Source organism: Streptomyces sp. NPDC002787 (assembly GCF_053592095.1).
The window spans coordinates 1-26278 of record NZ_JBSFVC010000012.1 but is presented as its reverse complement, the minus strand read 5'-3'; the positions used below and the strand labels follow the sequence as shown (position 1 = coordinate 26278).

Sequence of the window (26278 nt, the reverse complement as noted above, 5' to 3'; positions counted from 1 at the left end):
ACGAGAAGCGACGTCTGGTGCTCAATTGGGCGTCACTATATGGGAGTTCGTGACGGGGGTTGGCCGGTTTCCGGTGAGCTCTCCGGAATCCAGCCAACGTCCCCGGTGAGCGGCGCGCCGTCTTTCCACCGGCCGCCTCGTCACCTCACGGTCACTGTCAGTGGTCGGGTGCATCCTGGGACGCATGACGGAACTCGGGGCTCATGGGGACGCGGCGGAGCTGCGGGCCGCGCTGTCCGCCTCGCTGCGGGCGGCGGGCGTGCGCGGCGAGGCCGGCTTCGACGCGACCGCACGCGCGCTGATGACGATGGACGCGTCCAACTACCGGCGGGTGCCGCTCGGCGTGGTCGCGCCCCGGGACGCGGACGACGTGGCGGCCGTCCTGTCCGTCTGCCGGGAGTACGGCGTACCGGTCGTCGCGCGCGGCGGCGGCACGTCGATCGCCGGTCAGGCCACGGGCACGGGCGTGGTCCTGGACTTCACCCGCCATATGAACCGGCTCGTCTCCCTCGACCCCGAGGCGCGTACGGCCGTCGTCCAGCCCGGCCTCGTCCTGGACCGCCTCCAGGAGGCCGCCGGCCCGCACGGCCTCCGCTTCGGCCCCGACCCCTCCACCCACAGCCGCTGCACCCTCGGCGGCATGATCGGCAACAACTCCTGCGGCTCGCACTCGGTCGCCTGGGGCACGACGGCCGACAGCGTGCGCGAGCTGTCGGTGCTCGGGGCCGGAGGGGCCGCGCTGCGGCTCGGGCAGGGCTGGGCGGGCGCACCGGACGGCCTCCGGCCCCTCGTGGAAGGGGAGTTGGCGCGCCTGCGCACCGGCTTCCCCGACCTCCCCCGCCGTATCTCGGGCTACGCCCTCGACGCCCTCCTCCCCGAGAAGGGCGCGGACGTGGCCCGCTCCTTCTGCGGCTCCGAGGGCACGCTCGGCGTGCTCACCGAGGCGGTCGTACGGCTCGTCGAGGCGCCCCGCGCGCGTGCCCTCGCCGTCCTGGCGTACGCCGACGAGAGCGCGGCGGCAGAGGCGGCCCCCGGTCTGCTGCCGCACCGCCCGCTCACCGTGGAGGGCATGGCGGCGGACCTCGTCCCGCCCGGGGTGACCGGCCTCCCGGCGGGCGGGGCGTGGCTGTTCGTGGAGACGGGCGGCGACACGACCGCCGAGGCACGGGCGCACGCCGGCGCGATCGTCCGCGCGGCCACCGCCTCCGACGCGCTCGTGGATTCCCTCGTGGTGACGGACACCGCCGCCCAGCGCGCGCTGTGGCGCATCCGGGAGGACGCGAGCGGTACGGCCACCCGGCTGCCCGACGGCAGCGAAGCCTGGCCCGGCTGGGAGGACTGCGCGGTGCCGCCGGCCCGACTCGGCACGTACCTGAAGGGCTTCCGGGGTCTGCTCCGAGCCCACGACCTGCGCGGCACGCCCTACGGCCACTTCGGCGACGGCTGCATCCACGTCCGCATCGACTTCGACCTCCTGACCGCCCCGGGCATCGCCCGCTTCCGCCGCTTCTCCGAGGAGCTGGCCGAGCTGGTCACCTCGCACGGCGGTTCCCTCTCCGGCGAGCACGGCGACGGCCAGGCCCGCGCCGAGCTCCTGCCGAAGATGTACGGCCCCGAGCTGGTCCGGCTGTTCGAGCGGGTCAAGGGCGTCTGGGACCCGGACGACCTACTCAACCCCGGCATGCTCGTCCGCCCCGCCCCCCTCGACTCCCACCTGCGCTTCGCGGTCCTGCCGCGCGAGCCGGTGCCGGTGGAGTTCGCCTACCCGGACGACAGCGGTGACTTCTCGGCGGCGGTACGACGCTGCGTGGGCGTCGCGAAGTGCCGTACGACCGAGGTGAGTCCGGCGTCCGGCGCCGTCATGTGCCCCTCCTTCCGCGCCACGGGAGAGGAGGAGCACTCCACCCGGGGCCGGGCCCGCCTCCTGCACGAGATGCTGGCCGGCGAGGTGGTCACCGACGGCTGGCGCTCACCCGAGGTACGGGACGCCCTCGACCTCTGTCTGTCCTGCAAGGGCTGCCGCTCCGACTGCCCGGTCGGCGTCGACATGGCCACGTACAAGGCGGAGTTCCTCCACCACCACTACGCGGGCCGCCGCCGCCCGGCCGCCCACTACGCCATGGGCCGGCTGCCGGTGTGGCTCCGCCTGGTCGCCCGTACGCGCACGGCAGGGCTGGTCAACTTCCTTGCCGGGGTCCGCCCTCTGGCCTCGCTGGCCAAACGGCTGGGCGGGATCGCGGAGGAGCGGGAGCTGCCGCGGCTGGCGAGGGTGCCGTTCGTGCGGTGGTACGAGCGGTTGATGCGGGAGCGGGGGGAGCTGGAGGAGGGGGCGGGAGAGAGCACGGTCGGCGAAGGGGGTCCGCTCCGTCCCCTCCGTCCCGATGAGGCGGCGGACGGGTTCGCCGGGGCGGATGCGGACGGCGACTTCAAGGCCGGCGGCGCTTCGAGGGCCGCCTCCGCTGCTGAGACCGGCGCCGACTCCGACGACGAGGACGACGAGGGGTACGAGGGGCATGAGGCACCAACAACCGTGCTGCTGTGGACGGACACCTTCACGGAGTACCTCTCGCCGTCCGTGGGGCAGGCGGCGCTGCGGGTGCTGGAGGCGGCCGGGTTGCAGGTGATGGTGCCGCCGGCGCTGCGGATGAAGCGGAAGCCCGCCTGGCTGAGGAGGGCGGAGGCGGGCGAGGAGGTCGCCCTCACCCAGTGGAGGCTCACCCGGACCCTGTTCACGATGCGGCAGGGCCGGGTCTGCTGCGGCCTGACGTACATCTCGACGGGCCAGCTCGACCAGGCCCGCGCGGTGCTGCGCCGCACGCTCGACCTGCTCGAAGTGTTCCTGAACCCGGTCCCGCAGTGGATGCTGGACGAGGACCCGTCCCTCGCCGCGCCCCCCATCCCCATCGTCGTCCTCGAACCGAGCTGCGCCGCGACGCTCCGCACCGACCTCCCCGAACTCCTCCCCGACGACCCCAGGGCCCACCGACTGGCCGCCTCGGTCATCACGTTCGCCGAGGCGCTCGAACGCCACGCCCCCCGCTGGACGCCGCCCGCCCTGAACCGCCCGGTCGTCGGCCAGACCCACTGCCACCAGCACGCGGTCCTCGGCGACGCCCCCGACCGCCGCCTCCGCGCCGCCGCCGGCCTCACCGGCGACCTCAGCGGAGGCTGCTGCGGCCTCGCCGGCAACTTCGGCTTCGAGAAGGGCCACTACGACGTATCCGTCGCCTGCGCGGAGGACCAACTCCTCCCGGCGGTGAGGGGCGCCGCCGACGACGCGATCGTCCTGGCGGACGGCTTCTCGTGCCGGACGCAGCTGAAGCAGCTCGCGGGGAGGAGGGGGCTGCACTTGGCGGAGGTGCTGGCCGAGGGATTGGCGGAGGGATTGACGGAGGAGCGGCGGCTGCCGTGACCCCACCCTGGTGATCGTCCCGAGAAAGTCCGGAAATGCACCCTTCGTTGCCGGAGGGGCGAAACAGCGGTCGCCTGCTGTGGGTTCCCGGGCGCCTGAACTCCCGGAGAGGTCTGCGGACGGCCACCCCTCATCACCCCAGCCGTCACGCGACCCCACAAGCGCACCGCGGCGTACTGGACGTTCGCGTTCCTGATCATGTGAGGCACCCTCGACATCATGGAGGCGCCCTCAACATCGCGGAGGCGCCCTCGACATTCGCGGAAGCGGCCACGCCCCGGCGCTAGCTCGCCCCGAGCCCCGACGCGCGCCCCTCCTCGTCCCACCGGACCTCCAGGATCCGCTCGACGGCGTCGCGGTTGAGCGGCCCGAACACATGGGGGAACAGCACGCCCGCTCCGACCCCCGGAGGCGGAGCGGGAGCCGCCGCCTCGAACTCCACCCTGGCGTCCAGCCGTCCCTCGTCGAGGACCAGCACGTGCAACGGCTTCGGCGCGTCCCGGTAGAACGCGTTGACGACGGCCAGAGTCGTCGCCTCATCGGGCGAGCAGTGAACGAAACCGTCCTCCGTGAGCGAGGCGGGGGCGTACGGCCGCTCGGGCCGGGCGTTCCAGGCTTCGAGTGACACGACGTGGTAGATCACAAGCCGGTTATACCGCACCGCCCGGCGACGGCGACGGACAGCGCCCACCTACGCCGGCGCTCGACGACAGACCTCGGCCGCTGCCTTCGCTGCCCTGAGCGAGGGCGCCCGACGTACGGTCGTAGGCATGCGGAGGTCAGCGTGAGCGTGAACAGGTGGGTCAGTACCTCGATGCCGTATCTGACGGCGCGGGAGCAGGGGCAGGGCGATGTCTGGGGTGCCGACGCGGCGGCCCAGGGCCGGCGGGGCACCCAGCGGATTCTGTACGCCGGGGAGGTGCCGGCGCCTGCTGAGGTGGCGCGGCTGTTCGGGCTGGCCGAGGGTGAGACCGTCGTCGTACGCCGACGGCTGATCCTCCTCGACGACCAGCCGAACGAGCTGACCGACACCTACTACCCCGTGGACATCGCCCGCGGTACCCCCCTCGCCGGGACAGCCAAGATCCCCGGCGGAGCCGTCACCCTGCTCGCACGACTGGGCCACGTCGGCGCCCTCGTCCGCGAGGACGTGACGGCCGACAACCCGGACGACGAGGAACGGGAGACCCTGCGGACCGCACCGGGAGAACCGGTGCTCCGGCTGACCAGGGTCACTCTGGACCACGACGACCGACCGATCCAGGTGGACGTCATGGTGATGCCGGCGTGCCGACAGCGGCTGAGCTACGAGATCGCGATCGAGCCCAAGTCGTAGTCCCAAAGCCAACTCCGCCGGTCTTCGCCGTGGCGGTCTCGCCGTCGTCGCGGCCGGGCTCGCCGCCGTGGCTCCGCTGGCGTGCCCGTCCCCGTCCCCGTCCGCGCGTGCGTGTGGCGAGGCAGCGCACCGGTCGGCCCCTACCGCCGCCCTGCCCGGCCCGGCAGTGAGGCGAGCCACGTGGTCAGGAGGTGGTTCGTCTCCTCGGGGCGTTCCTGCTGGACGAAGTGGCCGGCGCCGTCGAGGAGATGGGGCGCGGCGAGGCCGGGGAGGGTGGTGGGGGAGGACTCGATCGCGTCGGCCAGCCAGTTGGTCGAGGCGTCCCGGGTGCCGCCGATGAAGAGGGAGGTCTGGGGGCACCGGCGTGGTCGGCCAGTTCCTCCCCAGTCGCGATCCATGTTCCGGTAGCGGTTCAGGGCCCCGGTCGGGCCCGTGCGCTCGAACTCACCCGCGTAGAAGTCGAGTTCGTCTTCGCCGAGCCAGGCCGGCGCGCGGCCGGTGGGGAACCTGTCGCGTAACCGCCCGCAGCGCCTGACAAAATGCGGGTCGGGGGAGAACTCACCCCGGCACCCCCGCCTTCCCCCGCCCCACCTGCGTCCGCACCGCCCCCATGCTCGCCCCGATGACCAGCGCGATCGCGAGGGATTCCGTGGCGGACAGGGCCTGGTCGAGGATCAGGAACCCGGCGGTCGCGGCGATCGCGGGCTCCAGGCTCATGAGGATCGCGAACGTGGAGGCGGGCAGGCGGCGCAGGGCGAGCAGTTCCAGGGTGTAGGGGAGGACGGAGGACAGTACGGCGACGGCGGCGCCCAGCGCGATCGTCGTCGGGGCGAGGAGCCTCGTCCCGGATTCGATGATCCCCAGCGGCAGGAACAGCACCGCCGCGACCCCCATGGCCAGCGCCAGCCCGTCCGCCTGCGGGAACCGCCTCCCCGTACGCGCGCTGAAGACGATGTACAGGGCCCACATCGCCCCGGCCGAGAGGGCGAAGGCGATGCCCAGCGGGTCGAGGCCGCCGAAGCCGCCTCCTCCGCCGAGGAGGAAGACACCGCAGAGGGCCAGCCCCGCCCACACCAGGTTCACGGCTCGACGGGAGGCGAGGACGGACAGTACGAGCGGGCCCAGCACCTCCAGGGTGACGGCGGGGCCGAGTGGGATTCGGGCGACGGCCTGGTAGAAGAGGCCGTTCATCGCGGCCATGGTGACGCCGAAGACGATCACCGTGCCCCAGTCGGTCCGTGAGTGCCCGCGCAGCCGGGGCCGGCAGATCACCAGCATCACCAGCGCGGCGACCGCGAGCCGCAACGTCACCACCCCGAGCGCCCCGGCCTGCGGCATCAGACCCACCGCCAACGCCCCGCCGAACTGCACCGACACCCCACCGGCCAGCACCAGCCCCACGGGGCCGAGGGCGCGCGGGCCGCGCAAGCCGCGGGAAGGTGTCCTCGGCGTCGCGGCGGCGGGCGCGGACTGATCAGCGCTGGGGAGTGTCACAGGGGCCGTCCAGGTAGAGCGGAGAGGAGTAGGGTTCTTCGTTCAGTATGAGGTACTGCGCAGTCCAAGGCAATGGACTAAGTCAGGTGCGTGGCAGCCTTTACTACTGACATTGACGAAGTGCCCTCCCAGGTGAAATCAAAAATGCAAGCACGCTTGCTTGGTTTCATCCTGGCTGCCATGCTCCCCCCATGGCCGACCCCACCCCAGTGATCGACGATCTCCATGCGGAGAGCGAGGAACTCGACCTGCTCGTAGCCGAGTTGAGCGCGGAGCAGTGGGCGCTCGCGACGCCCGCGTCCGGCTGGACCGTCGCCCACCAGATCGCCCACCTCGCCTGGACCGACCACTCCTCCGTGCTGGCCGTGACCGACCAGGGCGCCTTCGCCCGCGAGGTCGAGAACGCGCTGACCTCGCCCGGGGACTTCGTGGACACGGGCGCGGAGGAAGGGGCGGGGAAGCCGCCCGCACAGCTGCTCGCGGACTGGCGGGCCGGGCGCAAGGCCCTGGAGGACGCCCTGCGCGCGGCCCCCGGCGACGCACGCTTCCCCTGGTACGGCCCGCCCATGTCCACCGCCTCCATGGCGACCGCCCGCCTGATGGAGACCTGGGCCCACGGTCTGGACATCGCCGACGGGCTGGGTGTCCCCCGGACCGCCCCCAGCGACCGGCTCCGCCACATCACCCGACTCGGCGTCCGCACCCGCGACTTCGCCTTCGGAGTGCACGGGCTGACGTCGCCGTTCGAGGAGTTCCGCGTGGAACTCACCAGCCCTACCGGTGAGTTGTGGGTCTACGGCCCCGAGGACGCGAGCGACCGCGTCACCGGCCCCGCCCTCGACTTCTGCCTCCTGGTCACCCAGCGAGCCCACCGCGCCGACCTCGCCCTCCACGCCGAAGGCTCCGACGCCGACCGCTGGCTGGACATCGCCCAGGCCTTCGCGGGGCCACCGGGGACGGGACGAAAGCCCAAGGGAGCCGAGGGGACCGAGGGAGCTGAGGAAGCTGAGGGAGCCGAGGGGGTCGAGGGGGCCGAGGGGGCCCCGCAGTGACCCCGCTCCGCATCGGCAACGCCTCCGGCTTCTACGGCGACCGCTTCGACGCCATGCGCGAGATGCTCACCGGCGGCGAACTCGACGTCCTCACCGGCGACTACCTCGCCGAGCTGACCATGCTCATCCTCGGCCGCGACCGCCTCAAGGACCCCACCGCCGGGTACGCCCGCACCTTCCTCCGCCAGTTGGAGGAGTGCCTGGGGCTGGCACAGGAGCGGGGGGTGCGGATCGTCACCAACGCGGGCGGCCTCAACCCCGCCGGACTCGCCGACGCCGTACGGCAGTCGGCCGACCGGCTCGGCATCCCCGTACGCGTCGCACACGTCGAGGGCGACGACCTCACCGCCCGGCACCCCGGCAGCCTCGCTGCCCACGCCTACCTCGGCGGCTTCGGCATCGCGGCCTGTCTGCGGGAGGGCGCCGACATCGTGGTCACCGGCCGGGTGACGGACGCGGCCCTGGTCACCGGCCCCGCCGTCGCCCACTTCGGCTGGGGGCCGACGGACTACGACCGCCTCGCGGGCGCGGTCGTCGCCGGGCACGTACTGGAGTGCGGGGCGCAGGCGACCGGCGGCAACTACGCCTTCTTCGGCGAGGGCGGCGCCATCCGCCCCGGCTTCCCGCTCGCCGAACTCCACGCGGACGGCACCTGCGTCATCACCAAGCACCCCGGCACCGGCGGCCTCGTCGACGTCGGCACCGTCACCGCCCAGCTGCTGTACGAGACGGGCGGCGCCCGGTACGCGGGGCCCGACGTCACCGCCCGCCTCGACACGGTCAGGCTCACCCAGGACGGTCCCGACCGCGTCCGTGTCGACGGCGTACGCGGCGAGGCGCCGCCCCCGACCCTGAAGGTCGGCGTCAACCGGCTCGGCGGCTTCCGCAATGAGGTCGTCTTCGTGCTGACCGGGCTGGAGATCGACTCCAAGGCCGCTCTCGTACGACGGCAGATGAGGGACGCGCTCGCCAAGTCACCGCCCGCCAAGGTCCGTTGGAGTCTCGCTCGCACCGACCGGCCCGACGCCTCATCCGAGGAGACCGCGAGCGCCCTGCTGCGGCTGGTCGTACGGGACCCGGACCCGGAGAAGGTCGGACGGGTGCTCGGCGCGGCCGCCGTGGAGCTGGCGCTCGCCAGTTACCCCGGCTTCCATGTGCTCTCCCCACCGGGGAAGGGCACGCCCTACGGGGTCTTCGAGGCGGTGTACGTCCCCCAGGGCGACGTCGCCCAGGTGGCCGTCCTCGACGACGGACGCGAGGTCCCCGTGCCCCCGGCCCACGACACCGCCGTACTCGACGACGTACCCGAGCCGGTCCTGCCGGAGCCGCTGTCACCCGGGCCCACGAAGCGTGCCCCGCTGGGGCTGGTCGCCGGTGCCCGCAGCGGTGACAAGGGCGGGGACGCCAATGTCGGGGTGTGGGCGCGGACGGACCAGTCCTGGCGCTGGCTCGCCCATGAGCTGACCGTGGACCGGTTCCGGCAGCTGATCCCGGAGAGCCGCACGCTGACCGTCACCCGGCACACCCTCCCGAACCTCCGCGCCCTCAACTTCGTGATCGAGGGGATCCTCGGCGAGGGCGTCGCCTCGCAAGCCCGTTTCGACCCCCAGGCCAAGGCCCTCGGCGAATGGCTCCGCTCCCGCCACCTGGACATACCGGAGGTTCTGCTGTGACAGCCCGCCGTCCGCGCCGCCCTGAAGGTTCTGCTGTGGCAGCCCGCGGTCCGCGCCGCCCTGAAGGTTCTGCTGTGGCAGCCCGCGGTCCGCGCCGCCCTGAAGGTGCTCCTGTGACAGCCCGCCGTCCGGACGCCCCGGAGGTGCTCCTGTGACCGTCCTCGCCTCCGCCCTCGACCCGCGCGCCCCCGACCACACCGCCAACCGCGAAGCCATGCTGGCCAAGCTCGCCGAACTCGACGCCGAGCACGCGAAGGCCCTCGCGGGAGGCGGCGAGAAGTACATCGCCCGACACCGCAAACGCGGCAAGCTGCTCGCCCGCGAGCGCATCGAACTGCTCCTCGACCCGGACACGCCCTTCCTGGAGCTGTCCCCGCTCGCCGCCTGGGGCAGCGAGTACACGGTCGGCGCCTCCCTCGTCACCGGCATCGGGATCGTCGAGGGCGTCGAGTGCCTGATCACCGCCAACGACCCGACCGTACGCGGCGGCGCCAGCAACCCGTGGAGCCTGAAGAAGGCGCTGCGGGCGAACGACATCGCGCTCGCCAACCGGCTGCCCTGCATCAGCCTCGTCGAGTCGGGCGGCGCCGATCTGCCGTCCCAGAAGGAGATCTTCATCCCGGGCGGCGCGATCTTCCGCGACCTCACCCGGCTCTCCGCCGCCGGTATCCCCACCATCGCCGTCGTCTTCGGCAACTCCACCGCCGGCGGGGCCTACATCCCCGGGATGTCCGACCACGTGATCATGGTCAAGGAACGGGCGAAGGTGTTCCTCGGCGGACCGCCCCTCGTGAAGATGGCCACCGGCGAGGAGAGCGACGACGAGTCGCTGGGCGGCGCGGAGATGCACGCGCGTGTGTCGGGCCTCGCCGACCACTTCGCCGTCGACGAGCCCGACGCCCTCCGCCAGGCCCGCCGCGTCGTCGCCCGCCTCAACCACCGCAAGGCCTACGCCGATCCCGCCCCGGCCGAACCCCCCAAGTACGACCCGGAGGAACTCCTCGGCATCGTCCCCGGAGACCTCCGCACACCCTTCGACCCCCGCGAGGTGATCGCCCGGATCGTCGACGCCTCCGACTTCGACGAGTTCAAGCCCCTCTACGGCACCAGCCTCGCCACCGGCTGGGCCGACCTCCACGGCTACCCGGTCGGCATCCTCGCCAACGCCCGAGGGGTCCTCTTCAGCGAGGAGTCCCAGAAGGCCGCCCAGTTCATCCAGCTCGCCAACCAGCGCGACATCCCGCTCCTCTTCCTCCACAACACCACCGGCTACATGGTCGGCAGGGAGTACGAGCAGGGCGGCATCATCAAGCACGGCGCGATGATGATCAACGCGGTCAGCAATTCGAAGGTCCCCCATCTCTCCGTCCTCATGGGCGCCTCCTACGGCGCCGGCCACTACGGCATGTGCGGCCGCGCCTACGACCCCCGCTTCCTCTTCGCCTGGCCCGGCGCCAAGTCGGCGGTGATGGGCCCGCACCAGCTGGCGGGCGTGCTCTCGATCGTGGCCCGGCAGTCGGCGACGGCGAAGGGACAGCCGTACGACGAGGACGCGGACGCCGCACTGCGCGCCATGGTCGAGCAGCAGATCGAGTCGGAGTCGCTCCCCATGTTCCTGTCCGGGCGGCTCTACGACGACGGGGTCATCGACCCCCGCGACACCCGCACCGTCCTCGGCCTGTGCCTGTCCGCGATCCACACGGCGCCCTACGAGGGCGCACGCGGTGGCTTCGGCGTCTTCCGGATGTGAGGGAACCAGTGATCACTGCTGTGCTCGTGGCCAACCGGGGGGAAATAGCCTGCCGGATCTTCCGCACCTGCGCCGAACTGGGCATCCGCACCGTCGCCGTGCACTCCGACGCCGACGAGAACGCCCTCCACGCGCGCGTGGCCGACACGACCGTACGACTGCCGGGCGCGACCCCCGCCGACACCTACCTGCGTGGCGACCTGATCGTGAAGGCCGCCCTCGCCGCCGGCGCCGACGCCGTCCACCCCGGCTACGGCTTCCTCTCCGAGAACGCCGACTTCGCCCGCCAGGTCCTCGACGCGGGCCTGGTCTGGATCGGCCCGCCCCCCGAGGCCATCGAGGCCATGGCGTCCAAGACGCGCGCCAAGGAACTGATGGGCCTCGAACCCCTCACCGAGGTCACCGAGGACGACCTGCCGGTCCTCGTGAAGGCCGCCGCGGGCGGCGGCGGACGCGGCATGCGCGTCGTACGCCGCCTGGACGACCTGGACACCGCCCTGGAGAGCGCCCGCGCCGAGGCCGCGAGCGCCTTCGGCGACGGCGAGGTGTTCGTCGAGCCGTACGTCGAGAACGGCCGCCACGTCGAGGTCCAGATCCTCGCCGACACCCACGGCACCATCTGGCCCCTCGGCACCCGCGACTGCTCCCTCCAGCGCCGCCACCAGAAGGTCGTCGAGGAGGCCCCCGCCCCGGGCCTGGCACCCGAACTGACCGACTCCCTGCACACGATGGCCGTACGCGCCGCCCGGGCCGTCGACTACGCCGGCGCGGGCACGGTCGAGTTCCTGGTCGCCGACGGCAAGGCGCACTTCCTGGAGATGAACACCCGCCTCCAGGTCGAACACCCGGTGACGGAAGCCGTCTTCGGCCTCGACCTGGTCGCCGAACAGATCCGCGTCGCCGAGGGCCACGCCCTGCCCGCCGAACCCCCACGCGCGCGTGGCCACGCGGTCGAGGCCCGCCTGTACGCCGAGGACCCGTCCCGCGACTGGACCCCGCAGACGGGCACGGTCCACCGCCTGTCCGTGCCCGGTATCCGCCTGGACACCGGCTACGAGGACGGCGACGCGATCGGCGTCCACTACGACCCCATGCTCGCCAAGGCCGTCGCCCACGCACCCACCCGCGCGGAGGCGATCCGCACCCTGGCGGGTGCCCTGGAGCAGGCGGCCGTCCACGGCCCGGCCACGAACAGGGCCCTGCTGGTGAACTCCCTGCGCCACCCGGAGTTCACGTCGGCCCGCATGGACACCGGCTTCTACGACCGCCATCTCACCGCCCTCACCGCCCCCGCCCCCGATCCGCACGCCCCGCTGGCCGCCGCTCTGGCCGACGCCGCCACCGAGGGCCACCCCCGCTTCGGCGGCTGGCGCAACATGCCCTCCCAGCCACAGATCAGGCGGTACGCGACGGCGGGGGAGGAGCACGAGGTCCACTACCGGCACACCAGGACCGGCCTTGAGGTGGACGGGGTCCGTGTCGTCCACGCCGACGCCCGTCGCGTCGTCCTCGAAGTGGACGGCGTGCAGCGGAAGTTCGAGGTGACGCGGTACGGCGACCAGGTGTACGTCAACACCACGCCCCTCACCGCCCTCCCCCGCTTCCCCGACCCCACCACCCAACAGGCCACCGGCTCCCTCCTGGCCCCCATGCCGGGCACGGTCGTACGCCTGGCGGAAGGCCTGAAGCCGGGGTCGCACGTGGAGGCCGGAACCCCCCTCCTGTGGCTGGAGGCGATGAAGATGGAGCACAGGATCACAGCCCCCACAACAGGAACGCTGACAGCCCTGCACGCGACTGCCGGCCAGCAGGTCGAGATGGGCGCCCTCCTGGCCATGGTCGAGGAGCAGCCCACCTAAGGGGCGCGGGGAACTGCGCGACAAGCCCCCACAAGCCCGCACCCTCCGAACAACGACCGGACCCTCCCCCTTAGGAGCCCCCAATGTCCCCGATCCTGGAATCCGAGGAACACAAAGCCCTACGATCCGCCGTCTCCGCCCTCGGGAAACGTTACGGCCGCGACTACATAGCCACGATCAACAAAGAGAACCGCCACCCCGACGAACTCTGGTCCGAGGCAGCCGAACTCGGCTACCTGGGCGTCAACCTGCCGGAGGCTTACGGCGGTGGAGGCGGCGGCATAGCCGAACTCTCCATAGTTCTGGAAGAACTCGGCACCGCAGGCTGCCCCCTCCTCATGCTGATCGTCTCCCCGGCGATCTGCGGCACCGTCATCGCCCGCTTCGGCACGGAAACACAGAAACAGACCTGGCTCCCCGGACTCGCCGACGGCTCGCGCCTCATGGCCTTCGGCATCACCGAACCCGACGCCGGCTCCAACAGCCACCGCATCACCACCACGGCCCGCAGGGACGAGACCGGAGACTGGCTCCTCACCGGCCGCAAGGTCTTCATCTCCGGCGTGGACAGGGCGGACGCCGTCCTCGTGGTCGGCCGCACCGCGGACGCCCGCACCGGCACTCTCAGGCCCTGCCTCTTCATCGTCCCCACGGACACCCCCGGCTTCGAGTACCGCCGGATCGACATGGAACTCCGCGCCGCCGAGAAGCAGTTCGAGCTGACCTTCGACGACATCCGCCTCCCCGCCGACGCGCTCGTCGGCGACGAGAACGCCGGCCTCCTCCAGCTCTTCGCCGGCCTCAACCCCGAGCGGATCATGACGGCCGCCTTCGCCATCGGCATGGCCAGGTACGCCCTCGCCAAGGCCGTCGAGTACGCCCGCGACCGCACCGTATGGAGCCGCCCCATCGGCGCCCACCAGGCGATCGCCCACCCCCTCGCCCAGTCCCACATCGAACTCGAACTGGCCCGTCTGATGATGCAGAAGGCGGCCCACCTCTACGACTTGGGTGACGACGCGGCGGCGGGCGAGGCCGCCAACATGGCCAAGTACGCGGCGGGGGAGGCCTGTGTGAAGGCCGTCGACCAGGCCGTGCACACCCTCGGCGGCAACGGCCTCACCCACGAGTTCGGCCTCGCCGCGCTGATAACGGCCGCGCGCGTGTCTCGTATCGCACCGGTGAGCCGGGAGATGATTCTCAACTACGTCTCCCACCAGACCCTGGGCCTGCCCAAGTCGTACTGACCGGCACCGTGTGGCGCGAGGAGGAACCATGTTCCGCAGCGAGTACGCAGACGTCCCGCCCGTCGAACTCCCCATACACGACGCCGTGTTGGGCCACGCCGCCGAGTTCGGCGACCTGCCCGCGCTGATCGACGGCGTCGACGGCACGACCCTCACGTACGAACAGGTCGACCGCTTCCACCGCCGCCTCGCCGCCGCGTTCGCCGAGGCCGGCGTCCGCAAGGGCGACGTCCTCGCCCTGCACAGCCCCAACACGATCGCCTACCCGACGGCGTTCTACGCGGCCACCCGCGCCGGCGCCACGGTCACCACCGTGCACCCGCTGGCCACCCCGGACGAACTGGCCAAACAGCTCCAGGACTCCAGGGCGAGCTGGATCGTCACGGTCTCACCCCTCCTCGAAACCGCCCGCACGGCCGCCGAACGCGTCGGCGGCGTACGGGAGATCTTCGTCTGCGACAGCGCCCCCGGACACCGTTCGCTCATCGACATGCTGGCCTCCGCCGCCCCCGAACCGGCCGTCGACATCGACCCGGTGACGGACCTCGCGGCCCTCCCGTACTCCTCCGGCACGACCGGGCTCCCCAAAGGCGTCATGCTCACCCACCGGTCCGTCGCCACCAACCTCGCCCAGCTCGAACCGGTGATGCCGGCCGGGCCCGGCGACCGCATCCTGGCCGTCCTGCCGTTCTTCCACATCTACGGCCTCACCGCCCTGATGAACGTCCCGCTGCGGCTCGGCGCCACGGTCGTCGTGCTGCCCCGCTTCGACTTCGAGGTCTATCTCGCGGCCGTCGCCAAGTACCGCATTACCCACCTCTACGTGGCCCCGCCGATCGTCCTCGCCCTGGCCAAACACCCGGCCGCCGAGCGCTACGACCTCTCCTCGGTCCGCCACATCCTCTCCGCCGCCGCACCCCTCGACGCGCAGCTCGCCACCGCCTGCTCCACCCGCCTCGGCCTGCCACCCGTCGTCCAGGGCTACGGCATGACCGAACTCTCCCCCTGCTCCCACCTGGTCCCCCTCACCCAGGCGTCCGCCGCGCCCCCCGGCACCGTCGGCAAGCTCATCGCCGGCACCGAGATGCGGATCGTCTCCCTCGACGACCCCGGCAAGGAGGTCGGCGTCGGCGAACAGGGCGAGATCGTCATCCGGGGCCCCCAGGTCATGAAGGGCTACCTGGGCCGCCCGCAGGCCACCGCCGACATGATCGACGCCGACGGCTGGCTCTCCACCGGCGACATCGGTCACACCGACGCCGACGGTTGGCTGTACGTCGTCGACCGCGTCAAGGAACTCATCAAGTACAAGGGCTTCCAGGTCGCCCCCGCCGAACTCGAGGCCCTCCTCGTCACCCACCCCGGCATCGCCGACGCCGCCGTCATCGGCCACTACGACGACGACGGCAACGAGGTCCCGCACGCCTTCGTCGTCCGCCACCCCACCGCGCACGCACTCTCCGAGGGCGAGGTGATGATGTACGTCGCCGAACGCGTCGCCCCCTACAAACGCGTCCGCCGCGTCACCTTCATCGCCGGCGTCCCCCGCGCGGCCTCCGGGAAGATCCTCCGCCGCGAACTCAGGGAACGCCCATGACGGACACCGAACCCCTCGTACGAACCGCACACCACCGGGGCGTCACCACGCTCACCCTCGACTCCCCGGCCAACCGCAACGCGCTCTCCGCCGGCCTCGTCACCGAACTCCGCGACGCCCTCAAGCGGTGCGGCAAGAACGACACCGTACGAGCCGTCGTCCTCACCCACACCGGCACCACCTTCTGCGCCGGCGCCGACCTGCGCGACCCGCCCGACCCCAAAGCGCTGGTCAGGCTGTTCCGTCAGCTCCTCAAACTGCCCCAACCCGTCGTCGCCCGCGTCACCGGCCACGTCCGCGCGGGCGGCCTCGGCCTGCTCGGCGCCTGCGACATCGCCGCCGCCGGAGCCGAGGCCACCTTCGCCTTCACCGAGGTCCGCATCGGCGTCGCCCCCGCCGTCATCTCCCTCACCCTCCGCCCCCGCACCGACCCCCGCGCCCTCGCCCGCTACTACCTCACCGGCGAGACCTTCGGCTCCGCCGAGGCCGCCCGCATCGGCCTGCTCACCGAGGCCGGCGCCGACGTCGACGACGTCCTCGCACCCGTCCTCGACGGACTGCGCCGAGCCTCCCCGAGGGCCCTGGCGGAGACGAAACACCTGCTCACGGCTAAGGTGCTGGAGAACTTCGACCTGGACGCGGGCGAACTGACCCGCCTCTCGTCCCGGCTGTTCGCCTCCGCCGAAGCCCGCGAGGGCATGACCGCCTTCCTCGAAAGACGGGATCCGGGATGGGTGTTGTGAGCATGACGGAAGCCGCCACGGTAGTGGATCGCGGCCCCAAGCAGGACCGCAGCCGGGCCACCCGCAAACGCCTGCTGGAGGCCGCCGTGGCCTGCCTCGCCGAACACGGCTGGGCCGGCTCCACGGTCTCCGTCGTCGCCGAACGCGCCGGCGTCTCCCGAGGCGCCGCCCAGCACCACTTCCGCACCCGCGAGGACCTGTTCACCGCCGCCGTCGAGTACGTCGCCGAAGAGCGCTCCCTCGCCCTGCGCGCCCTCTTCCCCGAGGGCCCCGCCGACCGCCGCGCCGTCGTCGCCGCCGTCGTCGACCTCTACACCGGCCCCCTCTTCCGCGCCGCCCTCCACCTCTGGGTCGCCGCCTCCAACGAGGACCAGCTCCGCCCCCGCGTCACCGAACTCGAGGCCCGCGTCGGCCGCGAGACCCACCGCATCGCCGTCGACCTCCTGCACGCCGACGAGTCCGTCCCCGGCGTCCGCGAAACCGTCCAGGGCCTCCTCGACATGGCCCGGGGCCTCGGCCTCGCCAACCTCCTCACCGACGACACGGGCCGCCGCGACAAGGTGGTGGCCCAGTGGGCGACGCTGCTGGACGAGGCACTGGACCGCCCCTAGGACCCTGTCGACGGGCCAGGGAAACTCAGGGGCTCAGCCGCTCCACCCGCCACGACCCGTCCGCCTCCGCCTCGTAGCGCAGCCGGTCGTGCAGCCGGTTCCAGCGCCCCTGCCAGAACTCCACACTCCGCGGCGCCACCCGGAAACCACCCCAGTTCGGCGGCACGGGCACCTGCTCGCCCTCCGGATAGCGGGCGTGCAACTCCGCGTAGGCGGCGTCCAGTTCGGCCCTCGAGGAGATCACCGAGGACTGCGCGCTGGCCCACGCCCCCAGCTGCGAACCGTGCGGCCGCGTCCGGAAGTACGCCGCCGTCTCGTCCCGCCCGGTCCGCCGCGCCGTACCCGTCACGATCACCTGCCGGGCGACCGCGTGCCACGGGAAGAGCAGCGAGACGTACGGGTTCTCCGCCAGGTCACGGGCCTTGCGGGAGCCGTAGTTCGTGAAGAAGACGAAGCCCTGGGCGTCGTACGCCTTCATCAGCACCGTACGAGAACTGGGGCGTCCCTCGGCGTCCGCCGTCGACACGACCATGGCGTTCGGCTCGAAGACGGCGCCCTCCTGCGAGGCCTGCCAGAACCACCGCGAGAACTGCTCCATCGGATCACCGGCAAGCTCGCTCTCGTCGAGCCCGTCGGCGCGGTACTGCTTGCGCATGAGAGCGGGGTCGGGCACGGGTTCCAGGCCGGGATCGTTCACGCGGTCATCTTGCCGTACCGACGGCCGACCGGAACGCTGGTGGCACTGAGTGCCGCACACTCTCCCCAAACCTGGCACTCAGGCGTATGGTGCTGGAACAGCCTGGCTGGGCCCACGCGCCCGCCGCCCCCTGCCGACCGCACCCCTGTCGCACACATCACGAGGAGCCGCCTGATGTCCGACTTCGTACCCGGGCTCGAAGGAGTCGTCGCGTTCGAGACGGAGATCGCCGAACCGGACAAGGAGGGCGGCGCACTCCGGTACCGGGGCGTCGACATCGAGGACCTGGTCGGCCACGTCTCCTTCGGCAACGTCTGGGGCCTCCTCGTCGACGGCGCCTTCCGCCCCGGCCTTCCGCCCGCCGAGCCGTTCCCCATTCCCGTCCACTCCGGTGACATCCGCGTGGACGTCCAGTCCGCGCTGGCCATGCTGGCCCCGGTCTGGGGCCTCAAACCGCTCCTGGACATCGACGAGGAGCAGGCCCGAGCCGACCTGGCCCGCGCCGCCGTCATGGCCCTCTCCTACGTCGCCCAGTCCGCGCGCGGCCAGGGCCTGCCCATGGTCCCGCAGCGCGAGATCGACAAGGCCCAGTCCGTCGTCGAACGCTTCATGATCCGCTGGCGCGGCGAGCCGGACCCCAAGCACGTGGCGGCGGTCGACGCGTACTGGACGAGCGCGGCCGAACACGGCATGAACGCGTCCACGTTCACGGCGAGGGTCATCGCGTCGACCGGCGCGGATGTCGCCGCCGCGCTGTCCGGCGCGGTGGGAGCCATGTCGGGTCCCCTCCACGGGGGCGCCCCCTCCCGAGTCCTCGGCATGATCGAGGAGATCGAACGCACGGGCGACGCCGACGCCTACGTCAAGCAGGCCCTGGACAAGGGCGAACGCCTCATGGGCTTCGGCCACCGCGTCTACCGCGCCGAGGACCCCCGCGCCCGCGTCCTGCGCCGCACCGCCCGCGACCTCGGCGCCCCCCGCTTCGAGGTCGCCGAAGCCCTGGAGAAGGCCGCCCTCGCGGAACTCCACGCTCGCCGCCCCGACCGGGTCCTGGCGACGAACGTCGAGTTCTGGGCCGCGATCGTCCTCGACTTCGCCGAGGTCCCGGCCCACATGTTCACGTCGATGTTCACCTGCGCCCGCACGGCCGGCTGGTCGGCCCACATCCTGGAACAGAAGCGCACGGGCCGCCTCGTCCGCCCGTCCGCCCGCTACGTCGGCCCGGGCACGCGCAGCCCGCAGGAGATCGAGGGGTACGGGGACATCGCCCGCTAGGTGTGTTGAGCCGCAGGGTGTGGTCGTCGATGGCGGAGTGGACGTGGCCGACGCCCACTCTGCTCCGCCGGGCCGGTTGCGTTCGTAGCGGCGGACGGGCTGGCCGGTGGGCCGGCTCAGGTGCGTCAGCCGGTTCAGGCCGTACCGGGTGAGGATGCGTGCACGGTCGAGGCGGGCAGGCCAGGATCGGTCCGATACGTGCCGGGCCCAGCTGCGGTCCTGCCGCAGCCGGGGCTCAACCGCCCCTTTCAGGCGTCGAAGCGGTGGCGGGAAGTCTCGATGTGGCCGAGGTATCGGTGGGTCCAGTCGCACAGTCCGTCGATCGTCACCCGCAGGGCCTGGCCCGGCTCGGTGAGTGTGTACTCGACCCGCGGCGGCACGACGGGGTGCACGGTCCGCTCGACCAGGCCGTTGCGCTCGAGCATGCGCAGGTTCTGGGTGAGCATCTTGTGACTGATGCCCTGGATTTCGTTCCGCAGCTCGCCGAAGCGCAGGGTGTGCTCCCCCAGGGCCTCGATGATCAGGAGCGCCCATTTGTTGGCAACGTCCGAAAAGATCTCCCGCGCCAGAGAATCCGCGCGCCTCAGGTCCGCTTCGTCGGGCGAGCCTGTGAACTGCTTGGTCACCGTGAGGTTCTCCAGTCACTGAAAAGTGCGTACTTCCACGCCAGCAGCCACTCTCCTATGGTTCCTGAGTAACCACAAGAGACCAAGGGCGTCTTGGTCCGGTGGCGGTGAGCCCACGGGCTCCCGAGGCAAGGAGGCAGACAGCATGGCCATCGCACTGGTGAACCCCAGCGGGTTGCCCAAGATCGATGTCTATCGGCAGGTGTCGGTCGGGACGGGGACGAAGCTCGTCTTCATCGCCGGGCAGGTCGCCTGGGATGCCGAGGGGGTCACGGTCGGCGAAGGCGACCTCGCAGCCCAGGTCGAGCAGTGTTACCTCAACATCGCGACCGCCTTGGCCGAGGTCGGCGGCTCCTTCGACGATGTGGCGAGACTGACCGTTTACGTCGTCGACTGGACCCCTGACAAAATGCCCCAGCTCATGGAGGGGATCCGTCGGGCGTCCGCGAAGCTGGGGGTCACCCCGGTCCCGCCGGCCACGCTGCTGGGCGTTGCGGCATTGGACATACCCGACCATCTCGTAGAGATCGAAGCCACCGCGATCCTGGGCTGAACGCGATTCCTTTGCCCCTTGAGCACCGAAGCGGGATCATCGAGGCGCGGGAGGTAGGCGCGGTTGGCGCGGGACCAGTACGCCTCATGGGCAAGTGGGTTGGCCGGTCGGGTCGGTCGGCAGGTGCCAGACTCCCAAGCGGCTAGAGCCTTGGAGCTCTTCACGAGAGCGAGGACTTCGGGCAGGGCTGGGGGCCACGGACGGATGCGGGGCTTGTCGAGGCCCAGCCCGCCTCACCAGCGACAAGACGCATAGCACCTGCACGGACCAGCGAACGCAGACGACCCGCAAGCTCTGGGTCCCTCCGCCCCAAGGGGACGAAGAAGCCGGCCGGACGTACCGGCGAGCCTGCGGGTCGGGTGACTGCGTTGGATTAGGCCGGCTGCACGTTCAAGGTCACGTGCTGGTCCGGCACCGCACATCGTGTGGTGGCAGGCCGCTAGCCCGCAGCCACCTCGCGCGTCCGGGATTCATACATGTACCCGACCACCTCCTCTCTCACGTGGCCCCCACTGTAGGAAGCGGTCTCGACGTGCTCAAGCGATTTTCCGAGAGAATTACCCGGTGATGACCGTCCGGGTTGTTGCGTAGCTGTAGCCGTCGCCGCGCTGCAGCAGCCGCAGATTCCAGTGGCTGACGTTGATCCGGCCTTGTGGTGTGGTCAGACTGTGCTGGCCCCGGGCTCGGACAGAGATCCGCCCGGTCCATGTGCCCGCCCACTTTCCGGACGGCACAGTTGCCCGTACCAGGTCCCCGGTGACGTACCCGAAGTGTTGCTTGCTCCGTGCGTAACTGAACGCCGTCGACCTCGGACTCGGCGAGTGTGCGGTCCTTGAGCCGGATGGTGAAGGGAACCTGTTGGGCGACCACGGCTCGCCCCTTCTCGAGGAGTTCGCGGGCGCGGGCGGGATGGCACGGCATGAGCGGCTTGCCGCCCTTGGAGAGGACGTAGACCCTGCCCGCACCGATCCCACCCGCGTACGCGTGACCTTGTGTGGGAACGTCACCGTCCCCGTTCTCTGCCGCCTCCACTGAGCCCTGGTGCTGCGCCCGCCGGTCTCCCCTCGCCCATGTCTCCCGTCGGCGCCCCGCGCTGTGGCGGGATGTCCGTGAGCCGTTTCGTCCCTGCTCCCGGGGCTGTCTGCTCGCACGGATTCCAGAGCAGGCTGCTGAGGAAGCACAGCCTGGTGGGTCTGCTCACCTACGGGGAACGTAGCCATCGGGGCACCTCCCTGATCGTTGAGATCCTGATGGCTGAGGCTGGTCACTCGACGACCGTGCGAGGCCTGGAGCGAGTGACTTCCTGTCTCGTGTGCCTCAAGACATTAGCGATCAAGCGCCCACACAGCGCCGACCTCCCCGCAAAGCACTTATCCGTGCGAATCGGTCCGATTCTTCGAACGGATAGCCGTGTCTGCTGTAGGAGGAGTCATGGAGATCAGGACCTGCGCAATGTGGCGAAGACCGCGTGGGCCCGGGTGGTGTTCGGGAGGGTCCAGTGGCCTGTGACGTGGCCCTGCGCGTCGGCCGGGCGGTCGAGGGGGCCCGGCTGGAGGGTGCGGTTCAGGTGGAGGACGGTGGGGGTGGGGTGAAGAGGGAGTTCGGTGGCTTCGGGGGTGTCGGTGGGGGTGAGGGTGGCCACGGACAGGGGGCCGTCGCCCACGTAGGACCGGGTGATCTCGTGGTCGGGGGTGTCGGTGAGGCTCTGGGCCTGGGGTTCGGCCTTGCCTTCGAAGAGGGCCAGGAGCTGGGTGACGAGGACGGGGTCCTGGAGGCCGTCGTAGGCCCAGCGCTTGCCCAGGACGCCGTGTTCCATCGTGCCGACGAGGGCGTGTTCGGCGTCGGGGAGGGGCGCGCCCCGGTAGGTGAGGGGGGCCAGGTAGTGGACCGGGGCGGGCCCGGAGGTGTCGGTGACGACCATGAACTCGATGCCGACCTCGCCCTCCGGGTCGTCGAGCCGGAAGCCGCCGGCCTTGGTCAGCTCGGGTGCGGCGGTGTCGCCGGCGTACCAGGGGCGGGTGGGGAGCCAGGAGGCCAGGAGTTCGAGCTTGGTGGGCTTGACGGTGGTGTTGTGGATGATCGCCATGGTGCGGATTCTGCGCCGGGCCGACGACCGGACGCGAGCCCTTTGTTCATGCCGTCGCGACCGCCTGCCGTCGCCACTCGCCGGGCCTACGGACCCGTCCGCCCCGCAACCGCGCTCCCGCCCCGCTGTCTCGGCCGACGTGTGCTTCGCCGCCCGGTCGCGTTCTCGCGCAGCCGCCCCGCCGACCCCTCGCGGCCGTCCTGCGCCCCGCCGCTCGGCCGCCGTACCGGTCCGGTGCTGCACCGATCCGCCGGCCCGCACCTTCCTACTGCCGGACCCGCCCCCTGCTCGCCGGAGCCGCGTCCTGCCGTCGCGTTCGCCCTCGCCACCTGGCCCGCACCCGCGCCCGTCGTTCCTCGCCCGTGTCTACTCCGCCGACCTCTCCAGCGCCTCCAGGTCCAGCGCGGAGGCGATGTGTACGGCGACGTCCTCGGCGTAGATCGCGTCCGTCCGTTCGAACGGGATGCGTCCCGCTCCGCGGAGGAAGGTGACGACGCCGAGGGTGCGGCCGCGGCTGCGGAGGACGGCGCAGAGGGCGTGGACGGCGTCCGGGGGCCATTGCCGGCCGGTGGCCCAGTCGCGGGCCGCTTCCGGCGTGGCCGTACCGGCGCTGGCGCGGACCGAGCCGGCGCGCTCCACGCACTGCAGGGCGGGGTGGCCGTGGCCGTAGCGGATGGGGATGCCGGCGTGGCCGGAGAGATGGCTGGGCCCGGGCTGCCCGGAAGGGGTGGCGGCGGCGCGTACGAGGCGGGTGGGGCCTTCACCGTCGGCCAGTGAACCCCCTGCCACCCGGTCGATGAGGGCGTGGTCGGCGAACCCGGCGAGCGCGAAGTCGAGGTGGACGGTGGCGGCCTCGCCGGGGTCCTCGCACTCGGCGGCGGCCCGCGCGGCCCGGTGGAGCTGGTTCACGCGGAAGCGGAGCTGGGCGGCCTCCTGCTCGCTCTGTTTGGACTTGGTGATGTCCTGGAAGAGCCAGCCGACGCCGAGGGGCACCGGCTCCTCGGCGAGGGGGGAGGCGAGGCGGAGGAAGCCGCTGCGCCAGCAGCGGCGGGTCTCGCCGTCGGGCGTGCGGACGCCGACCCAGATCTCGGCGGGCGCGGGCGGCGCGCCCTCCGCGAGGACGTGGGTGAGCGCGCTCTCCAGTTCCTCGACGCCCTGCGTGAGCAGTTCGCCGAGGGGGCGCCCGAGGACGGACGTGCGGCCGATGCCGAGGGCGCGGGCGGCGTGCGCGTTGACGACGGCGGGGCGCAGGTCGGCGTCGACGAGGACGACGCCCCAGGACGCGTCCTCGAAGAGGGCCTCGCTGAGGGCGATGGACCGCTCCAGGTCGATCTGCGCGTGGACCTCGCTGAAGGCGCAGTACAGGCCGGCCGGCTTGCCGTCGGGCCCGAGTACGGCGGCGGACTGGGTGCGCACGAGGACGCGTCCGCCGTCCTTGGTGACCAGGGCGAACTCGTGGACCTGGCGGCCGGGCGCGTGCATGGCTGCCATCAGCCGCCCCTCGACCTCCTCGGCGTCGGCGGTGCGTACGGCCCATCCGGCGAATCCCCGGCGCCCGACGGCTTCCTCCGCGCTCCAGCCCAGGATGCGTTCGGCCTCGCGGTTCCAGTGGGTGACGACGCCGTCGGCGTCGAAGGCGCACAGGGCCGCGTCCATCCCGTCCAGCAGCGCGGCGAGCAGGTCCGAGCCACCGGAGTCCGCGGAGTCCATGGAGCCCTCGGTGCCTTCGACGTCCTCGGTGTCCTCGGTGTTCACCGTGCCCTCGATGTCTTCGATTTCTTCGGTGTCCTGGTCCGTCGGACCGTCCCGCTCGGGCTCGTCGGGCCCGAGCTCGTCGGTGGTCCCCCTACGCCGGGAAGCACTCACCTGAACCCCCTGCAGGCTGCGTTGCGTCCGCATGTACGGCTGGTACGGCGCGTCGGTTCGCTCACTCGTCATCATTCAACTCGAACGTGACCCAGCCCACATCCGCTTCACGCAAGATGTGGACGAAATCGTTGTACGCGGGATTTCCTCCTCACCCTTCTCAACGTTCCCACGAACCCGGGGTCGCAGTCAGCGCGGGTGGAAGTCAGCGCAGGTAGAAGATCCTGTCGCCGTACTCCCGCATCACCCGGTCGTTCCAGTCGAGCCCGCCGTCGACGTTGCCGGAGCGGAGCAGCGGCGGCTCGACGCCCCGGTCCGCGAGGGAGGCGGCGGCGGTGGCCATGACCGACTGCAGGATCGCGGAGGTGACGACCGTGGAAGCAGGCGCGAAGGGGGCGGGGATGGTGTCGAGGGTGAGCTCCGCGTCGCCGACCGCGATCTTCGAGTCGAGGACGAGGTCGCAGTGGTCCTTGAGGAACGTGCCGGAGGAGTGGCGGGAGCCGGTCTCCGTGGCGTAGGCGACGGAGGTGACGCCGATGACCTTCACGCCCAGCTCGCGGGCGTGCATGGCCATCTCGACGGGCAGGGCGTTGCGCCCGGAGAGCGAGATCACCACGAGCAGGTCACCGGCCCGCAGCGGACTGCTGTCGAGCACGGCGGTCGCCAGCCCGTCGACCCGTTCCAGCGCGGACCCGAGCGTCGCGGGCATCACGTCGACGCCCACCGCGCCGGGCACGGCCAGCAGATTCATCAGGGCGAGGCCGCCGGCCCGGTAGACGAGGTCCTGCGCGGCGAGCGACGAGTGCCCGGCACCGAAGGCGAAGAGCCGCCCGCCGTCGGCGACGGTGTCCGCGATCAGTTCGCCGGCCGCGGCGATCCGCTCGCCCTCCTCGCCCCGCACGCGTTCCAGCAGCCCGATCGCCGCGTCGAGAAACCGCCCGCCCGCCGTGTCGCTGCGCTGCCCCATCCGCCGACTCCTTCGCCCTCGTCGAGTCCCAGCAGTGTCGCGGATCACGTTAGTGGTCTGGACCACTGGGGTGTCAATACGGTGCGTCATACGGCGACGCGAGGGCGCCCCACGCTTTCAGGGGCGGGGAACCGCGCGCCCGGACACGACCCGCCCGCACCGCCCACGCACCCCGCCCACGCACCCTCCGAAAGGGGCAGAACGTCAGAAACTGGCCACCCGACAGCAGTCATACCGCCGTGGTTGCACCGCCACGGCCCGGTTGTCAGTCGGATGCGTAAGAATTGAGTCCAGGGCCAGCGCAGCAAGCCGCAACAAGCCGGTGTGGCCGTCGAAGCCTCCGGCTGAATCTCATCGAGGGGCACGTATGTCCGGACTGATCGACACGACGGAGATGTATCTCCGCACCATCCTCGAGCTGGAGGAGGAAGGTGTGGTCCCCATGCGCGCCCGGATCGCCGAGCGGCTCGACCAGAGCGGCCCCACGGTGAGCCAGACGGTCGCGCGCATGGAGCGCGACGGCCTGGTGTCCGTCGCCGCGGACCGCCACCTGGAGCTCACCGAGGAGGGCCGTCGGCTGGCGACGCGCGTGATGCGCAAGCACCGCCTCGCGGAGTGCCTGCTCGTCGACGTGATCGGCCTGGAGTGGGAGCAGGTGCACGCGGAGGCGTGTCGCTGGGAGCACGTGATGAGCGAGGCGGTCGAGCGCCGCGTCCTGGAGCTGCTGCGCCACCCCACCGAGTCGCCGTACGGCAACCCCATCCCGGGTCTGGAGGAGCTGGGCGAGAAGGACGGCGCGGACCCGTTCCTGGACGAGGGCATGGTGTCGCTCGCGGATCTCGACCCGGGCACGGAGGGCAAGACCGTCGTCGTACGCCGGATCGGCGAGCCCATCCAGACGGACGCGCAGCTGATGTACACGCTGCGTCGCGCGGGTGTGCAGCCCGGTTCCGTGGTGAGCGTGACGGAGGCGGCCGGCGGTGTCCTCGTGGGCAGCGGCGGCGAGGCGGCGGAGCTGGAGGCGGATGTCGCCTCCCACGTGTTCGTCGCCAAGCAGCTGAGCTGACGCGAGACCGTCAAGCGCTGACGAGGCGCGCAATCGTCAAGCGCTGACTCGCGCGTCGATCCCCCGGCACTGATTCACGGGCCGATCACCCGGCACTGATCCATGTCGACCCCAAGGGCAGGCGCCGACCGACCTCGACCACCCCGATCCACCCTTTGTCGTTCACTGTCCGACACGTGTCGGCGGATGTCCGTATCGTTCGCCAACTCCCGATGCGGGAGGGGAAGTTGTGACGCATTGGGCTCCATGTCCGCGATCCCGTCGAATCCAAGATTCAGCCTGATCTTGCGAGGAACCCCAGGGCTTCAGCCCTGGGAGGAATCGCATCCTCGTGTTCGCGGCGCGGAGCGCCGCGGTATCACTCGTGT

The 26278-nt window shown here is 71.6% G+C and carries 21 protein-coding genes and 2 pseudogenes; 13 read left to right on the top strand and 10 right to left on the bottom strand.

Going from position 1 to position 26278, the window contains the following annotated elements; all coding sequences use genetic code 11:
* The first annotated feature begins 184 nt into the window (after positions 1–184).
* On the top strand, positions 185–3412 hold the full coding sequence (locus ACWD26_RS17875; RefSeq protein WP_451271039.1) for an FAD-binding and (Fe-S)-binding domain-containing protein: 3228 nt from the start codon (positions 185–187) through the stop codon (positions 3410–3412).
* Positions 3413–3695: 283 nt separating this feature from the next.
* On the opposite strand, the gene ACWD26_RS17870 is transcribed toward ACWD26_RS17875, so the two are convergent.
* The gene (locus ACWD26_RS17870) at positions 3696–4055 is read right to left on the bottom strand and encodes a DUF952 domain-containing protein (protein WP_451271037.1); all 360 of its coding nucleotides are present in this window, start codon (positions 4053–4055) and stop codon (positions 3696–3698) included.
* 141 nt (positions 4056–4196) lie between these two features.
* Between ACWD26_RS17870 and ACWD26_RS17865 the strand changes: the two genes are divergently transcribed.
* Complete coding sequence (locus ACWD26_RS17865; protein WP_451271035.1) at positions 4197–4748, top strand: GntR family transcriptional regulator; 552 nt, start codon at positions 4197–4199, stop codon at positions 4746–4748.
* 140 nt (positions 4749–4888) lie between these two features.
* Here the strand turns inward: ACWD26_RS17865 and ACWD26_RS17860 are convergent.
* Both ACWD26_RS17860 and ACWD26_RS17855 read right to left on the bottom strand, forming a co-directional pair.
* A pseudogene (locus ACWD26_RS17860) lies at positions 4889–5299 on the bottom strand (alpha/beta fold hydrolase); the annotation flags it as partial.
* Between the two features lie 7 nt (positions 5300–5306).
* Positions 5307–6242: an EamA family transporter gene (locus ACWD26_RS17855; RefSeq protein ID WP_451271033.1), complete on the bottom strand. Its 936-nt coding sequence runs from the start codon at positions 6240–6242 to the stop codon at positions 5307–5309.
* A gap of 191 nt (positions 6243–6433) precedes the next feature.
* On the opposite strand from ACWD26_RS17855, the gene ACWD26_RS17850 reads away from it, so the two are divergent.
* The 8 genes from ACWD26_RS17850 to ACWD26_RS17815 all read left to right on the top strand — a co-directional run bounded on the left by ACWD26_RS17850 (position 6434) and on the right by ACWD26_RS17815 (position 16774).
* Entirely contained in the window at positions 6434–7294 is an 861-nt protein-coding gene (locus ACWD26_RS17850; protein ID WP_451271031.1) for a TIGR03084 family metal-binding protein, read from the top strand.
* Complete coding sequence (locus ACWD26_RS17845; RefSeq protein ID WP_451271029.1) at positions 7291–8967, top strand: acyclic terpene utilization AtuA family protein; 1677 nt, start codon at positions 7291–7293, stop codon at positions 8965–8967. Before ACWD26_RS17850 ends, ACWD26_RS17845 begins: the two co-directional genes overlap by 4 nt.
* A 151-nt stretch (positions 8968–9118) precedes the next feature.
* The gene (locus tag ACWD26_RS17840) at positions 9119–10717 is read left to right on the top strand and encodes an acyl-CoA carboxylase subunit beta (RefSeq protein WP_451271027.1); all 1599 of its coding nucleotides are present in this window, start codon (positions 9119–9121) and stop codon (positions 10715–10717) included.
* A gap of 8 nt (positions 10718–10725) precedes the next feature.
* Positions 10726–12576, top strand: coding sequence for an acetyl/propionyl/methylcrotonyl-CoA carboxylase subunit alpha (locus tag ACWD26_RS17835; RefSeq protein ID WP_451271025.1), 1851 nt, complete (start codon positions 10726–10728; stop codon positions 12574–12576).
* Positions 12577–12659: 83 nt separating this feature from the next.
* The gene (locus tag ACWD26_RS17830) at positions 12660–13823 is read left to right on the top strand and encodes an acyl-CoA dehydrogenase family protein (RefSeq protein ID WP_451271023.1); all 1164 of its coding nucleotides are present in this window, start codon (positions 12660–12662) and stop codon (positions 13821–13823) included.
* 28 nt (positions 13824–13851) lie between these two features.
* Positions 13852–15420, top strand: coding sequence for a 4-coumarate--CoA ligase family protein (locus ACWD26_RS17825; protein ID WP_451271021.1), 1569 nt, complete (start codon positions 13852–13854; stop codon positions 15418–15420).
* Positions 15417–16163 carry an enoyl-CoA hydratase family protein gene (locus tag ACWD26_RS17820; RefSeq protein ID WP_451271019.1) on the top strand — a complete coding sequence of 249 codons (747 nt, stop codon included), beginning with the start codon at positions 15417–15419 and terminating at the stop codon, positions 16161–16163. The genes ACWD26_RS17825 and ACWD26_RS17820 overlap by 4 nt, the downstream gene beginning before the upstream one ends.
* On the top strand, positions 16151–16774 hold the full coding sequence (locus ACWD26_RS17815) for a TetR/AcrR family transcriptional regulator (RefSeq protein ID WP_451271017.1): 624 nt from the start codon (positions 16151–16153) through the stop codon (positions 16772–16774). Before ACWD26_RS17820 ends, ACWD26_RS17815 begins: the two co-directional genes overlap by 13 nt.
* Before the next feature lie 25 nt (positions 16775–16799).
* Here ACWD26_RS17815 and pdxH read toward each other — a convergent pair whose 3' ends face one another.
* On the bottom strand, positions 16800–17429 hold the full coding sequence (pdxH, locus tag ACWD26_RS17810; RefSeq protein WP_451271460.1) for a pyridoxamine 5'-phosphate oxidase: 630 nt from the start codon (positions 17427–17429) through the stop codon (positions 16800–16802).
* Positions 17430–17645: 216 nt separating this feature from the next.
* On the opposite strand from pdxH, the gene ACWD26_RS17805 reads away from it, so the two are divergent.
* On the top strand, positions 17646–18746 hold the full coding sequence (locus ACWD26_RS17805; protein ID WP_451271015.1) for a citrate synthase 2: 1101 nt from the start codon (positions 17646–17648) through the stop codon (positions 18744–18746).
* 66 nt (positions 18747–18812) lie between these two features.
* On the opposite strand, the pseudogene ACWD26_RS17800 reads toward ACWD26_RS17805, so the two are convergent.
* Together ACWD26_RS17800 and ACWD26_RS17795 are read right to left on the bottom strand one after the other, a co-directional pair.
* A pseudogene (locus ACWD26_RS17800) lies at positions 18813–18974 on the bottom strand (IS481 family transposase); the annotation flags it as partial.
* A gap of 20 nt (positions 18975–18994) precedes the next feature.
* Positions 18995–19372, bottom strand: coding sequence for a winged helix-turn-helix transcriptional regulator (locus ACWD26_RS17795; RefSeq protein WP_037729042.1), 378 nt, complete (start codon positions 19370–19372; stop codon positions 18995–18997).
* A 145-nt stretch (positions 19373–19517) separates the two neighbouring features.
* Here ACWD26_RS17795 and ACWD26_RS17790 point away from each other — a divergent pair, with 145 nt between their 5' ends.
* Positions 19518–19925 carry a RidA family protein gene (locus tag ACWD26_RS17790; protein ID WP_451271013.1) on the top strand — a complete coding sequence of 136 codons (408 nt, stop codon included), beginning with the start codon at positions 19518–19520 and terminating at the stop codon, positions 19923–19925.
* A 498-nt stretch (positions 19926–20423) separates the two neighbouring features.
* On the opposite strand, the gene ACWD26_RS17785 is transcribed toward ACWD26_RS17790, so the two are convergent.
* The 4 genes from ACWD26_RS17785 to ACWD26_RS17770 all read right to left on the bottom strand — a co-directional run bounded on the left by ACWD26_RS17785 (position 20424) and on the right by ACWD26_RS17770 (position 24844).
* On the bottom strand, positions 20424–20957 hold the full coding sequence (locus ACWD26_RS17785; RefSeq protein ID WP_451271011.1) for an RRXRR domain-containing protein: 534 nt from the start codon (positions 20955–20957) through the stop codon (positions 20424–20426).
* A gap of 406 nt (positions 20958–21363) precedes the next feature.
* The gene (locus ACWD26_RS17780) at positions 21364–22011 is read right to left on the bottom strand and encodes a maltokinase N-terminal cap-like domain-containing protein (RefSeq protein ID WP_451271009.1); all 648 of its coding nucleotides are present in this window, start codon (positions 22009–22011) and stop codon (positions 21364–21366) included.
* Between the two features lie 366 nt (positions 22012–22377).
* Positions 22378–23877, bottom strand: coding sequence for a PAS domain-containing protein (locus ACWD26_RS17775; protein ID WP_451271007.1), 1500 nt, complete (start codon positions 23875–23877; stop codon positions 22378–22380).
* A 205-nt stretch (positions 23878–24082) separates the two neighbouring features.
* The gene (locus ACWD26_RS17770) at positions 24083–24844 is read right to left on the bottom strand and encodes an SIS domain-containing protein (protein ID WP_451271005.1); all 762 of its coding nucleotides are present in this window, start codon (positions 24842–24844) and stop codon (positions 24083–24085) included.
* A 367-nt stretch (positions 24845–25211) separates the two neighbouring features.
* On the opposite strand from ACWD26_RS17770, the gene ACWD26_RS17765 reads away from it, so the two are divergent.
* Entirely contained in the window at positions 25212–25910 is a 699-nt protein-coding gene (locus tag ACWD26_RS17765) for a metal-dependent transcriptional regulator (protein WP_451271003.1), read from the top strand.
* Positions 25911–26278 lie beyond the last annotated feature (368 nt).

What these genes read in the sequence shown, in the direction of transcription:
- ACWD26_RS17875 (WP_451271039.1), top strand. Translation starts at nt 185, where the DNA reads ATGACGGAACTCGGGGCTCATGGGGACGCGGCGGAGCTGCGGGCCGCG.
- ACWD26_RS17850 (WP_451271031.1), top strand. Translation starts at nt 6,434, where the DNA reads ATGGCCGACCCCACCCCAGTGATCGACGATCTCCATGCGGAGAGCGAG.
- ACWD26_RS17830 (WP_451271023.1), top strand. Translation starts at nt 12,660, where the DNA reads ATGTCCCCGATCCTGGAATCCGAGGAACACAAAGCCCTACGATCCGCC.
- ACWD26_RS17825 (WP_451271021.1), top strand. Translation starts at nt 13,852, where the DNA reads ATGTTCCGCAGCGAGTACGCAGACGTCCCGCCCGTCGAACTCCCCATA.
- ACWD26_RS17820 (WP_451271019.1), top strand. Translation starts at nt 15,417, where the DNA reads ATGACGGACACCGAACCCCTCGTACGAACCGCACACCACCGGGGCGTC.
- ACWD26_RS17815 (WP_451271017.1), top strand. Translation starts at nt 16,151, where the DNA reads ATGGGTGTTGTGAGCATGACGGAAGCCGCCACGGTAGTGGATCGCGGC.
- pdxH (WP_451271460.1), bottom strand. Translation starts at nt 17,429, where the DNA reads ATGCGCAAGCAGTACCGCGCCGACGGGCTCGACGAGAGCGAGCTTGCC.
- ACWD26_RS17805 (WP_451271015.1), top strand. Translation starts at nt 17,646, where the DNA reads ATGTCCGACTTCGTACCCGGGCTCGAAGGAGTCGTCGCGTTCGAGACG.
- ACWD26_RS17790 (WP_451271013.1), top strand. Translation starts at nt 19,518, where the DNA reads ATGGCCATCGCACTGGTGAACCCCAGCGGGTTGCCCAAGATCGATGTC.
- ACWD26_RS17780 (WP_451271009.1), bottom strand. Translation starts at nt 22,011, where the DNA reads ATGGCGATCATCCACAACACCACCGTCAAGCCCACCAAGCTCGAACTC.
- ACWD26_RS17770 (WP_451271005.1), bottom strand. Translation starts at nt 24,844, where the DNA reads ATGGGGCAGCGCAGCGACACGGCGGGCGGGCGGTTTCTCGACGCGGCG.
- ACWD26_RS17765 (WP_451271003.1), top strand. Translation starts at nt 25,212, where the DNA reads ATGTCCGGACTGATCGACACGACGGAGATGTATCTCCGCACCATCCTC.